Source organism: Rhizobium sp. RAF36, assembly GCF_052114105.1.
Taxonomy (GTDB): domain Bacteria; phylum Pseudomonadota; class Alphaproteobacteria; order Rhizobiales; family Rhizobiaceae; genus Rhizobium.
In genome coordinates this window covers 127,044-139,066 of the sequence record NZ_JBFREC010000005.1, presented here as the reverse complement: position 1 = coordinate 139,066, position 12,023 = coordinate 127,044, and the positions used below count along the sequence as shown (strand labels likewise).

Sequence of the window (12,023 nt, the reverse complement as noted above, 5' to 3'; positions counted from 1 at the left end):
AGATCTTATATATTTGCCGGCTGCGGCGTCATACCCACGAGCTCGTAGTATAGTTTCAGAACATCCTTGGCCATCACAGGTGCGGAGAAAACCGCCTTCACGGCGTCTGCCGACGGCATGGTCTGCCGCCCCCATCCGGGCTTGGCGATTGCCTCCGCCATCACCCGCGCCAGATCACCGGCGTCGCCTGGCGCCACCAGCGCGCTGCTGTCCTTGCCGAGCACCTCAGGGATGCCGCCGACACGGCTGGCGATGACGGTCTTGCTGGCGCCGAGTGCTTCGAGAACAATATAGGGCATGGCTTCGGCGCGGGAGGGGACGACGACATTGTCGGACATGGCGAAGGCGTCCTGCACCCGCATCGCAGGCAGCATGCTGATGCGTTTCCCCAGCCCGCGCTCGACCATCATGTCGCGGTATTTGTCGCGGTCAGGGCCGTCGCCGATCATCAGCGCCGAGAGCGGCCGCCCGGCCAGACGCTCCGTCCTGGCAAAGGCATCCACAAAAAGATCGGGACCCTTAAGGTCCCTGAGCATGCCGATGTAGATGAACTGGACGGCGTCGGATCGGGTCGGGATCACCTGGAAGTCGCGCTCCCCGATGCCGTTATAGATCAGCCGTGTCTTGGTCTTCGGCTTGCCGACCTTCTTCAGATATGTGTCGCGCTCGTATTCGCAGATGAAGACGAGCGCGTCGGTCAGATATTCCTGCAGCCGCTCCATCTTGAGCACGAATTGCCCGAGGAGCGAGGTGCGGGAATAATGCAGGCTTCCGCCATGGGCGGTATAGAGGCGGGCTACGCGATACCTGTTCACCCGCAGGGCTGAGCCAACGAGCCGCGCGAGCACACCGCCTTTGGCGCCGTGTCCGTGCAGCACATCAGGCCGCAAACTTTTGATCGTCTTGTATGTATCCCAGATAACAGGGATATCCGAGATGCCGGGGGCGCGGCGGATCGGCACGCGCGTCAGTCCCAGCGAAAGGTAGGGACGGATGTCGTCGAACAGCCGGTCCTCGTGCTCGCCGCCGGTCGAACTGTCGCAGAGAATGCCGACCTCGTGACCGGCTTTGCTGTGCTCCTCGACGAGATCGCGGACATGGCGAAAAATGCCACCGACCGGTGACCTGAAGCAGTGAATGATGCGGAGAGGCCGTTGTTCGTCTGCCATATGCGATCAGAACAGCCGTTCGCGGACGTAGATGGTGTCGCCGGCAATGATGGCGGACGAGATGTTGACGCGGCCGGTGATGACCTGGCCGTTGATCTTGCGTGTCACGTCGACGCTTGCCTGATTGGCGCGGGAAGAGAAGCCGCCGGCCACCGCAATGGCGTTCTGCACGGTCAGGCCTGGAACATAGGCATATTGGCCGGGCTGGCCGACTTCACCCATGACGTAGATAGAACGGTAGCGATCGACATCGATGGTGACGTCAGGATCGCGCAGATAACCCTGCTTGAGCTTGGCGGCAAGCTGGCCGGACAGCTGCTGCAGCGTGCGGCCGCGGGCAGGAACCTGACCGACGAGCGGGAAGGCGACATAGCCTGCCTGGTCGACGGTGTAGCTGTTGGTCATGCTCGGCTGATCGAAGACGGTGATCCGCAGCCGGTCACCGCTATCCAGCGTATAGGGCTGGATCGTCGCCTGCTGGAAAGCCTTCGGCGCCGGCTTATAGGTGTTGCAGCCGCTCAATGCCGCAGTCATGGCGGCAAGGCTCAGGGCCAGAAACATCTTGGGCTTTGCGAAAGGCATCCGACTGTGCTCACAGGAAACGAACTTGGTCCCTGTCGTTATCAATCCGTTAGGGTTAATGCCCGGTAAAAATTTGCAGGATTTTTTGGAAGACGGCAGGTTTGGGCGCCTTACTTGCCCAGCCGGTAATTAACGCTTGGGTTACTATAGTCGTTTACCCTTCGCCACACCTTTGTTCTTGGAGTGCGAGTATGTCCGGCGTAACGGGTAATCAGGATGTCGATATCGATCTTGGCCAGCTTGTCCGTGCGGTATGGGAACGGCGGCTCAAGGTCGTCGCGATCACGCTGGTCGGGGCAGGGGTCGCCTTTGCCGGCGCCAAGATGATTGCTCCGAAATACCGCGGCGAAACGCGGTTGCTGATCGAACAGCGCGCACCGGCCTTCGCCAACACCCAGTCTGCCGACGCCAATGCCGGGCCGCTGCTGGACGAACTGAACATCGCCAGCCAGGTGCAGCTGCTGCAATCGGCCGATCTGATCAAGAAGGTCATTAACAGCGAGAAGCTTTACGAGCTTCCCGAATTCGACGAAGCCGCGAACGGCTCGGCGCTGACCGATATCCTGATTGCGTTGCATCTGAAGAAGAACCCGGCCGAGAACCCGCCGGAAGAACGCGTCATCGATGCGTTCACGGAGCGCCTGCAGGTCTTCCAGGTGCCGGGCTCCCGCGTCATCGGCATCAACTTCACCTCCAAGGATCCGAAGCTCGCCGCCCGCATCCCCAATGCGATGGCCTCCGTCTATCTCGCTACCCAAAGCGGCGCGAAGCTCGATTCCAACTCCGAAGCGACCCGCTGGCTGGAGCCCGAGATCGAAAGCCTGCGTCAGAAGGTCAGCGATGCCGAGCAGAAGGTTGCCGAATACCGCTCGGTATATGGCTTGCTGCCCACCAATGGCGGCAGCAATTTCCCGACCCAGCAGCTGAACGATATTTCCGCGGAGCTGACGCGCGTCCGTGGCGAGAAGGCCAATGCCGAGGCCCGCGCACAGGCCGTTCGCAATGCCCTGTCGTCGGGCGCACCGTCCGATACGCTGCCGGATATCATGGCATCGCAGTCGATGCAGCGGCTGAAAGGCACCGAGTCCGGCCTGCAGTCGCAGATTTCCGATCTCAGCACATCGCTGCTCAACAACCACCCGAGGCTTCGTAGCCTGCGGGCCCAGCTCGCCGACATCAAGACGCAGATCCGCCAGGAGACGCAGAAGATCCTGACCAGCATCGAGAATGAATCGAAGGTCGCCGACCTTCGTGCCGCCGAGCTCGAGCGCCAGTCCACTACACTGCAGCAGAATAGCGCCAAGGCCGGTGAAGATGAAGTCGGCCTCAATGCCCTGCAGCGCGAAGCCAATGCCCAGCGCCAGCTGCTCGAGACCTATCTCGTCCGCTACCGCGAGGCCGCCTCTCGTGCCGACAGCAATTCCAGCCCAGCCGACGCCCGCATCGTTTCCAAGGCTGTCCAGCCGGTCGATCCCTATTTCCCGAAGGTCGTGCCGATCGTCATCGTTGCCGCTTTCGCAACGCTGATCCTCACCTCGATCTTCATCATGCTGGCAGAGCTTTTCAGCGGCCGTGCGCTGCGCCCCGTCGGTGCATCCGCCGTCCCGATCGCCCGGACCGAAGACGAAACGCTCACCGCTGCCGCGCCGGTCAAGTCCAAACGCGCCGCACCGTCGAGCATGCTGTCTGCACACGAGGAAGAAGTGGCCGTCGAAGAGCCGGCAGAAACCGTAGAGCCCGCTGACGACAACGAGTTCTCGATCGGCTCCGTTGCCGAATACCTGACCAGCAGCCGCGCGCCGCTGGCAATCGCCATATCACCCGTTGGTGACGATGGATCGGCAGCAACCGTCGCACTGGCCCGCAAGCTCTCGGCATCCGGCCAGCGCACCATTCTGGTCGACATGACCGGCTCCGGTTATCCGACGGTTCTGATGGCCGAAGATCTGAAAGCGCCCGGCGTGACCGATCTGCTTTGCGGCGTTGCCGCTTTCGGCGACACGATCCACGGCGACCGCGCCTCGGACGCCCATCTCATTCCGCAGGGGAATAGCGACGTGCGTCAGGCCATGCGCGGGGCCGATCGGCTCTCGCTGCTTCTCGATGCGCTGATGTCGGCCTACGATATCGTCGTCGTCGAATGCGGCGCGGCCGATGTGGCCGGCGTCTCGCGTCTGACCCGCAGCAAGGATGTCGAAATCATCCTGTCGATGCCCGAAGTGTTGGAGGACGAGTTCGTCCATGCCATGACGGAATTCGAAAAGGCCGGCTATCAGCGCGTCGTGCTGATGTCGGGCGGGGAAGCCGCCGAGCCTGATGTTGCCCGCCACGCGGCGTGACGATCAGATGCCGATCCTGGCGCGAACGCGCTGGGCGGCACGATAGAAACCCGGCCGGGCCTTGATGAAGGCCTTGCTTCTGGTGATGGCGCGATGCGCCGCGCCGGCGATCGATCCCTTCAGCGACAGCGGCAGAACCACATCGTGATGGCTGGTCTCGACAGGCGCCCAAGAGCGCTTGTAGGTCTGGTCTCCAAGGCCGAAGTCGAAGAGCGATACGCCCTTGCCCTGCAGCCCCGATATCATCTGCCAATAGAGAAATTCGCCGGGGCTCGAATCCGGTACCAGGCTCTCATCGATCGCGCCGAACTGGCAGATAATGTGATCGCCCTTGCGCGAGATGCCTGAAACCGCGGCAATCTTGCCCGCAAGCTCGCCCTTCAGCCGCAGCGCATGCATTTCCAGGCCGTAGTCGCCGCCGTCGCGAATATCGATAAGGCCGTGCAGGAAGGCTTTCGTCTCAGCATCGGCAAAAACGTCGGGCAGACCGAGGGTGCGGAAGCGCTCCGCCTTCTGCTTGAAGAACAGGTCGAGCAGCGCGTGCTGTTCGCCAGCCGCGCCCCCATCCACATAGTCGAACCCGCCGACGGCCTCCAGCCGCTTCGACTGGACGCGGAACTTCTTGCGGCGGCTCTTGGCATTCACCTGCTTCAGCGTTGCCTCGAAATTGTCGAGCAGCGGCAGCTGATAGGCATGGTTCTGGTTTTGCACCATCGGCAGCAGGCCGAGAGGGTTTCGCCGCCCGCGCCATTCGAGCGGAATGTTCTGCAGCAGCAGAAGATCGGCTTTGCCCTGCAGCGCCTGTTTCAGGATTTCGGCAAAGCGCTGCGGATCGAGATCCTCGAAGGCTTCCACGAAATGTTCGGAAAACAGGCCGGTGTTGATATTGCTGTGATCGGCGCCGATGAAGCGGGCGATCCGGACGCCGTGGCTGCTATCGATCTCGACCGGCAGGATGAAGGCAACCTTGCCATGCGTGCTGCCCTTGAGGATTGCCAGCGGCCGTTTGTAGGCGCGCACCCAGGAGCGGCCCCATTCGTAGCCCTGATGCAGAGAGGTGAGGTGGTCCTTCTCCAGCGTCCGCCAATCGCGCTCCAGCGGCTCCATCGCATCGTGGACGCTTACATCCAGTTCGGCGATCGCCAGCTTGGCGCTGAGCGACCTCAGCCGCGAAATGCCGGCGTCGGCCTTGCCTGCGTCGTCGAGCGGCTGCTGGTCGGCATCGAGCTTCTGGGTCCTCACGGGAATTCTCCGGTCAAGATTGCTTGCCAGAGGATATAGCGCTGCGGAGCCTATCGAGGATTTAAACGTAGGCGGTGGCGCGCGCTTTTCCGCCGATCACGGTTATCTGCGCGTTAATGCGCTATTGCTGCTTCGGCCCGGCCATCCACTTGATGATCAGCATGGCGGGAAGCACCCAGAGCATGCCGGTCAGCGCGAAATAGAGCAGGTGGCCCCACCAGGGCGCCTCGCCAAGCGTGGCGACGGCGATCGTATTCGCGATCAGCGCATAGGCGAGCACGAGGACGATGATCAGGATCGTGCCGATGAATTTGCGCAGGCGAACGGGCATATCAGTTCAATCTTCCGGGTTGCTTGGACAGCGCGACGGCATGCCGCAAAGGTTCGGGGCTTGTTTTGCATGAGCCGCTGGGGCAAATCAACTGCCGTAACGAAGGAGCAATCATGGCCGTCGCGAATATGACCACCGAGCAGGCAATCCGGGGCGAAGTCCGCAAGCAGGATCGCAACCGCCGCGCATTGCGCATCTGGCTGGGTTTCGTGCTGCTGGCGCTCTTCTGTCTGGTGCTGGTCGGCGGCGCCACGCGGCTGACCAATTCCGGCCTGTCGATCACTGAATGGAAGCCGATCCACGGCGTCATCCCGCCGCTGAATGCCACGGAATGGGACGAGGAATTCAAGCTCTACCAGCGCATTCCCGAGTTCCAGCAGCTGAACAGCGACATGACGGTCGAAGAGTTCAAGGGCATCTTCTGGTGGGAATGGGCACACCGGCTGATTGCCCGCGGCATCGGCGTCATCTTCGGCCTGCCGCTTCTCTATTTCTGGATCACCGGCAAGGTGGAGCGCCGCCTGCGCTGGCCGCTTGCGGGTATTCTGGCGCTCGGCGGTCTGCAGGGCTTCATCGGCTGGTGGATGGTGTCCTCCGGTCTCTCCGTGCGCACCGATGTCAGCCAATATCGCCTTGCGACCCATCTGGTCATGGCCTGTCTGATCTTTGCCTCCTGCATGTGGATCATGCGGGGGCTCTCGCCGCATTCCGATGATGCAGCGCCGACGCAGAGCTCCAGACGCTGGGCGGCGGTGATCGCCATTTTCGCGCTGTTCCAGATCTATCTCGGCGCGCTCGTCGCCGGTCTGGATGCGGGTTTCACCTATAATACATGGCCGTTGATGGATGGTTCCGTCGTTCCGGGCGATCTGCTGATCCAGCAGCCGGCCTGGATCAACTTCTTCGAGAACCCGAAGACCGTTCAGTTCATCCACCGTGTCGGCGCCTACACCCTGTTCGCGCTGACGCTGATCAATGTGGTGATCGCCCTGCGCGCCGCACCGGCAACCACGCATGCGCGCCGCGCCGTCGTGCTCTTCGCGCTGGTGACCATCCAGGCGGCGATCGGCATCACCACGCTGCTGCTGCACGTGCCGCTGCATTGGGGCCTGCTGCATCAGGGCGGCGCGCTCGTCGTCTTCGGCTTCGCCATCGCCAACTGGCGCGGCTATTACGGGGAGTTCTCGCGGCAGACCACGATCGCCGAACGCGACTGACGCCTATTCGTGTCCGCATGTTTCAAGCCGCGGTGCAGATGCTCCGCGGCTTTTTCGATTTTGCCGGAAAATTCGCATGCGTCATTGTCGGCAACCCTCGCCACCATCCGTCCTTGTGGCATAGTTCACACGGCTTCGGCCGCAAAAGAGGGTAGGACAATGGGTAAGACAATCGCAATTCTCGTGGCACGGCTGATTTTCGGCGGCCTGTTCGTCATGGCGGCAAGCTTCAAATTCATGGATATGGGAGCGACCGCCGGTTATATTGCCGCCGCAGGTTTTCCGCTGCCGCTGTTGCTCTCCTGGATCGCCGCCTTTTTCGAGGTCGGGCTTGCTGTCGCACTGCTGAGCGGCGCCTTCTTCAGCGAGGCGGCGCTTGCTGCCGGCGTCTATGTGATCTTCCTTGCTTTCGCTTTCCACGGTCCGAACCGCTGGGAAGGCAACCAGGCCGAATTCGGCTTCTTCGTCGATCATTTCACATTTCTTGCCGGACTGCTGTTTGCCTTTGCTCATGGCCCGGGCGAAAAGCTGAGTGCCAATCTCGGTCTGCTGCGCAGGCCCGCCTGACGCTAGCGCAAGATGCCATCCAGCGCAGGCATGCCGAAGATCGCCGATGCGGCGATCAACAGATAGCAGGTCAGGCGGAAGGTGCTTTCTTTCGCTAGGCCGAACAGCTTCGAGCCGCCGTAAAGCCCAGCCGCATAGGCCGGAAGAATGACGATCGTCAACGCAAATACCGCCTGCACGAACAGGCCGCCGACGTAGTAGCTGATCGTCGTGAAGATGCTGGAGATCGAGAAGTAGAAGATAACGTTGGCGCGGACGCGCTGAAAGTTGCTCTTGCCCCCGAGCCAATAGGCGACGACGGGCGGCCCGCCGAGCTGGGCCGCACCGCTGAAGAGCCCGGCAAGCAGGCCGACGCCGGAACTCAGCGGTGCCGATGGTTCGCCGTGATAGCGCCAGCCGGAGATCAGAAGTGCGAGCAGGCAGATTGCCGTGCCGCAGATGATCCAGCGCAGCACCAGCGGATCCATCAGCGTCAGCACGACCGTTCCCGCCGGAACGCCAAGTACCGCACCCGCCGCCATGACGAAGACCTCGCGCCGGTTCGAGTTGCGCCAGGCAGCCGGGATCATGCCGAGGGTCGCCAGGCCGTCGATCATGAGAAGCACCGGCGAGATCAGCTTCGGCCCGACGATCGCGCCGCCAAGCGGAATGAAGATCAGCGCCGCACCAAATCCTGAAAAACCGCGGGCGAGCCCGGCGATGAACGCGAAGGCGATCAGCGCGTGGACGCCATGGTCCGGCAGCGCGGATGAAAGCCAGGAGGAGAGAGCGTCGAAGGAGAGGGGCATGGTGGCCTGGACATATGCGGAGGGAGGCGGCCGCGCCAGGCGCGGCCACCCGCCAAATCACGCGCCGATCATCAGGTCCATGTTCTGCACGGCAGCACCCGAGGCACCCTTGCCGAGATTGTCATAGACGGCGACCAGCAGCGCCTGTGCATTCGCATCATTGGCGAACACATGAAGGCGCATGCGGTTGGTGTCGTTGTAGATCTCCGGGTTGAGATCCGGCGTCCGTTCGGTGTTCTCGAACGGCGCCACTTCGACGACACCCTTGATACCGGCAAAATAGTCGGCGATCGCCGCATGGATTTCAGCGCCAGTCGGCACTTTTTGCAGATGCGACAGCTGCAGCGGCACGGTGACGACCATACCCTGCGCGAAATTGCCGACGACCGGCTGGAAGAACGGTACGCGGCCGAGCTTGGCATAGCGCTGCAACTCCGGCAGGTGCTTGTGCTTGAAGCTCAGGCCGTAGGGCATGTATTCAGGCGCGTCTTCACCCTTGGCGACATAATCCTCGATCATCGTCCGGCCGCCGCCGCTGTAACCCGAGATGCCGTTGACGGTGACAGGGTAATCGGCGGGCACAAGACCGCCTTCGACGAGCGGACGCAGCATGGCGATCGGGCCCTGCGGCCAGCAGCCCGGATTGGCGACACGCTTGGCCGAGGCGATGACACCGGCTTGATCCTTGCTGAGTTCCGCAAAGCCATAGGCCCAGCCTTCGGCAACGCGATGCGCCGTCGAGGCGTCAATCACCTTGGTGGTGTCGTTCTCGATCAGGCTGACGCTTTCCTTGGCGGCATCGTCAGGCAGGCAGAGGATCGCGACATCGGCCTTGTTCAAAAGCTCGGCGCGGACAGACTTGTCCTTGCGGCTTTCGGCCGGGATCGACAGCAGTTCGATATCACGGCGGCCAGCCAGGCGCTCGCGGATCTGCAGACCCGTCGTACCAGCTTCGCCATCAATGAATATCTTCGCTGCCATGATAATCCTGCGCTTTCAATGAGTTCCGGACTGTTCCGGAATCAGTTTGCCATGAAGTTGAATCAGTTTGATAACAGCCGTCATTTGGCGGCTGCGCGCCTCTCTGCGTGAAGGCCCAGCATATACATCGCGACCGTCGCCCCCGCAATGGCGGTGACATCGGCATGATCGTAGGGCGGCGAGACCTCGACGACATCGGCGCCACGAATATCGAGCTGATGCAGCCGCTGTAGAACCGAGAGGATTTTCGCGCTCGACGGGCCACCCGCAACCGGCGTGCCAGTGCCGGGTGCGAAGGCCGGATCGAGGCAATCGATATCGAAGGTCAGATAGGCGGGAGCACCCTTGGTGTGCGAAATGATCGTCGAGGCGATCTCCGAGGCGCTCATGTCCTCGACCTGATGGCCGTAGAGGATGGCGATGCCACAATCATCAGGCGCATGGGTGCGGATTCCGATCTGGATCGAACGGTCGGGATCGATGATGCCGTCGCGCACTGCGCGCGCCACGAAGGAGCCGTGGTCGATGCGCCCGGCATCGTCGAGCCAGGTGTCCTGGTGGGCGTCGAACTGCACCAGAGCCAGCGGTCCATGCTTGGCCGCATGCGCCTTGAGGATCGGCCAGGTCACGTAATGATCGCCGCCGAGCGTCAGCATGAAGGCGCCGCTGTCGAGGATCGTCTGCGCCTGCCGCTCGATCGCCGCGGGCGTCTCCTGGTGATTGCCGTAGTCGAGCAGGCAGTCGCCATAGTCGATGACCGCCATATCGGTGAAGAGGTCACGGTTGAACGGATATTGCGGATCGTTGTCGAAGATCGCCGACGCCCGGCGGATCGCCTGCGGTCCGAAGCGCGTACCCGGGCGATTGGAGACCGCGGCATCGAAAGGCACGCCCCAGACGGCAACGTCGACGCCCGCAAGATCCTTAGTAAACCGGCGGCGCATGAAGGAGAGCGCGCCGGCAAAGGTCGGATCGCTCGCTGCCGATGTCAGGCTGGCGGCGGTAAAGGCGTGGTCGATGGTCTTATTGGCCATTGGGGCTCCCTTCCTCCGGGGCGGTGAATTCATAGGCGCGTTCGACGCGCGCGATGCGAACCTTGTATTGCCTGTACCAGCGATCGCGGCCGATACGCTGGGCGGCGAGGTGGCTGGCAACCTGTTTCCACGCCTTCAGGCTTTCCTCGTCGGCCCAATAGGAATTGGTGATGCCGAAGCCATCCGCATCCCGCGCGCTCTCGGCCCCGAGACAGCCCGGCTGCTGCAGCGCAAGCTCGGCCATGCGATCGGCCATCGCCTCATATCCTTGATCTCCCGCGGTGCGGATCGAGGAAAAGGTGACGACGTAGTAGGGCGGCTGCGGGGTCTCGGCAAAGGGTGAGGGCGGGGTCGGCATGGCAATTCCTCTTCGGGAAAAGGCCTAGGCGAGGATTCAGCCGATTGCAAGTGAGAGGCGGCGAACCTGCCGCCGCCTCCATGGTTGCAGGGTCAGCAGATACGGCGAAGCGCGATAAGTGTAACGGCTGCCGACGCGGTGCAATAGCTCACCAATGGCCACGCCGTTTCATCGTTCAACAACAGCACGAAGGCCGTGCCTGCGACGACGACGATGAGGCTCTGGATGCAGGAATAAAGAGCCACTGCAGTTCCCGCCTTGTCGCCGAACGCCGCCAGCGCTCCGTTGGCTGTTACCGCCATGCTGAGCACGATACCGGCCGAGATGACCCACATCGGAAGCACGAAGCTGGCGAAAGATGGGGCAAGGAAGAATTCGCCGAGAGCGAGGAGCAAGGCGCCGAGAAGCAGCAGCCCCATGCCGCGCGCAAGGCTGCCCGCCGTTCCCCAAACCCTCACCAGACGGCCTGCGAAGCGGGCGGCGGCGATCATCACGATGGCGGCTGTCGCGAAGGAGAGGCTGAAGGCCATTTGCGAGAGCCCGGCCTTTTCGATCAGCACCCGTGGGGCTGTCGAGAAGAAGACGAAGAACGAACCCAGCGCCGCGCTGGATCCTATCGTGTAGGTCCAGAACGTCCCGCTTGCCAGAATGGGTCGCACATCGATCACCGTGCTCGCCGCCGTCGCTGGTCTCGTCTCGTGCCAGCCGGCAAATGCATTGATGATCGCCACCAGCATCATCGCGCCAAGCACCGTGAAGATCATGCGCCATCCGAAATGATCTGCGATCAGCGCGCCGGCGATCGGCCCAAGGGCCGGGACGAAAGACAGGATGGCCCCGAGCAGGCTGTAGATCACCGCACCCTCCGGCCGTGTGGCATAGACATCCCGCACCGTTGCGAATGTCGCCACAAGTGCTGCCGATGCCCCGGCGGCTTGCAGCAGCCTGAGCGCAACGAAGGCGGAGGCCGATGAGGTCGCCGCCAGCAAGAGCGAGGAGAGGGCAAAGAGCAGCGCACCACCAAGCAGGACCGGCCGCCTTCCGGTGCGATCGGAAAGCGGGCCGAAGAGCAGCTGACCGGCACCAAGGATCAGCATGTAGAGGCTGAGCGTCATCTGGATGATGTTAGGTGACGTACCGAGCGCGGCAGGCATTTTGGGAACAACGGGGAGGTAGATATCCATGGCAAGCGAGGCGAGGATATCGAAAGGTGCCATGAGCAGCAGTGCCGTCGGCAGGGAATAGGTCCAGTTTCTATTTTGGGAAGACATGAGTGTTCATCCGCTCGAACGAGTTCATTCGGCGGCGATCTGCCTTCTCATCGCAGTCTGGATAGATGGGACAGACGCCGCAACAACATCAAAAGGTTGCTGCGGCCTATCTGTCTGCGGACGGGATGCCTCCCATATCAGCTC

The 12,023-nt window shown here is 62.2% G+C and carries 12 protein-coding genes; 3 read left to right on the top strand and 9 right to left on the bottom strand.

The genetic code is table 11. The features are described 5' to 3' along the window. Positions 1-5 precede the first annotated feature (5 nt). Both AB4Z25_RS18715 and AB4Z25_RS18710 read right to left on the bottom strand, forming a co-directional pair. Positions 6-1,169: a glycosyltransferase family 4 protein gene (locus AB4Z25_RS18715; protein ID WP_112537455.1), complete on the bottom strand. Its 1,164-nt coding sequence runs from the start codon at positions 1,167-1,169 to the stop codon at positions 6-8. A gap of 6 nt (positions 1,170-1,175) precedes the next feature. After that, positions 1,176-1,751, bottom strand: a complete 576-nt coding sequence (locus AB4Z25_RS18710) for a polysaccharide biosynthesis/export family protein (protein ID WP_112537454.1) — start codon at positions 1,749-1,751, stop codon at positions 1,176-1,178. A gap of 191 nt (positions 1,752-1,942) precedes the next feature. Here AB4Z25_RS18710 and AB4Z25_RS18705 point away from each other — a divergent pair, with 191 nt between their 5' ends. Continuing rightward, a complete protein-coding gene (locus AB4Z25_RS18705) occupies positions 1,943-4,090 on the top strand; it encodes a GumC family protein (RefSeq protein ID WP_442208819.1) in 2,148 nt (715 codons plus the stop codon). A gap of 3 nt (positions 4,091-4,093) precedes the next feature. Here the strand turns inward: AB4Z25_RS18705 and AB4Z25_RS18700 are convergent, their stop codons facing one another. Further along, positions 4,094-5,332 carry a GNAT family N-acetyltransferase gene (locus AB4Z25_RS18700; RefSeq protein ID WP_112537452.1) on the bottom strand — a complete coding sequence of 413 codons (1,239 nt, stop codon included), beginning with the start codon at positions 5,330-5,332 and terminating at the stop codon, positions 4,094-4,096. Between the two features lie 121 nt (positions 5,333-5,453). Continuing rightward, the gene (locus tag AB4Z25_RS18695) at positions 5,454-5,663 is read right to left on the bottom strand and encodes a DUF2842 domain-containing protein (protein ID WP_112516994.1); all 210 of its coding nucleotides are present in this window, start codon (positions 5,661-5,663) and stop codon (positions 5,454-5,456) included. A 113-nt stretch (positions 5,664-5,776) separates the two neighbouring features. Between AB4Z25_RS18695 and AB4Z25_RS18690 the strand changes: the two genes are divergently transcribed. Together AB4Z25_RS18690 and AB4Z25_RS18685 are read left to right on the top strand one after the other, a co-directional pair. Then, positions 5,777-6,880 carry a COX15/CtaA family protein gene (locus AB4Z25_RS18690; protein ID WP_112537451.1) on the top strand — a complete coding sequence of 368 codons (1,104 nt, stop codon included), beginning with the start codon at positions 5,777-5,779 and terminating at the stop codon, positions 6,878-6,880. Positions 6,881-7,039: 159 nt separating this feature from the next. Beyond that, the gene (locus tag AB4Z25_RS18685; RefSeq protein ID WP_112537450.1) at positions 7,040-7,447 is read left to right on the top strand and encodes a DoxX family protein; all 408 of its coding nucleotides are present in this window, start codon (positions 7,040-7,042) and stop codon (positions 7,445-7,447) included. Between the two features lie 2 nt (positions 7,448-7,449). On the opposite strand, the gene AB4Z25_RS18680 is transcribed toward AB4Z25_RS18685, so the two are convergent. From AB4Z25_RS18680 to cml, 5 genes are all read right to left on the bottom strand, one after another. After that, the gene (locus tag AB4Z25_RS18680) at positions 7,450-8,235 is read right to left on the bottom strand and encodes a sulfite exporter TauE/SafE family protein (protein ID WP_112537449.1); all 786 of its coding nucleotides are present in this window, start codon (positions 8,233-8,235) and stop codon (positions 7,450-7,452) included. 57 nt (positions 8,236-8,292) lie between these two features. Beyond that, on the bottom strand, positions 8,293-9,216 hold the full coding sequence (argC, locus tag AB4Z25_RS18675) for an N-acetyl-gamma-glutamyl-phosphate reductase (RefSeq protein ID WP_112537448.1): 924 nt from the start codon (positions 9,214-9,216) through the stop codon (positions 8,293-8,295). An 80-nt stretch (positions 9,217-9,296) separates the two neighbouring features. After that, on the bottom strand, positions 9,297-10,250 hold the full coding sequence (gene speB / locus AB4Z25_RS18670; RefSeq protein ID WP_112537447.1) for an agmatinase: 954 nt from the start codon (positions 10,248-10,250) through the stop codon (positions 9,297-9,299). Beyond that, positions 10,240-10,608 carry an antibiotic biosynthesis monooxygenase family protein gene (locus tag AB4Z25_RS18665; protein ID WP_112537446.1) on the bottom strand — a complete coding sequence of 123 codons (369 nt, stop codon included), beginning with the start codon at positions 10,606-10,608 and terminating at the stop codon, positions 10,240-10,242. The genes speB and AB4Z25_RS18665 overlap by 11 nt, the downstream gene beginning before the upstream one ends. 92 nt (positions 10,609-10,700) lie before the next feature. After that, positions 10,701-11,879 carry a CmlA/FloR family chloramphenicol efflux MFS transporter gene (gene cml, locus AB4Z25_RS18660; RefSeq protein WP_112537445.1) on the bottom strand — a complete coding sequence of 393 codons (1,179 nt, stop codon included), beginning with the start codon at positions 11,877-11,879 and terminating at the stop codon, positions 10,701-10,703. Between the last annotated feature and the right edge of the window lie 144 nt (positions 11,880-12,023).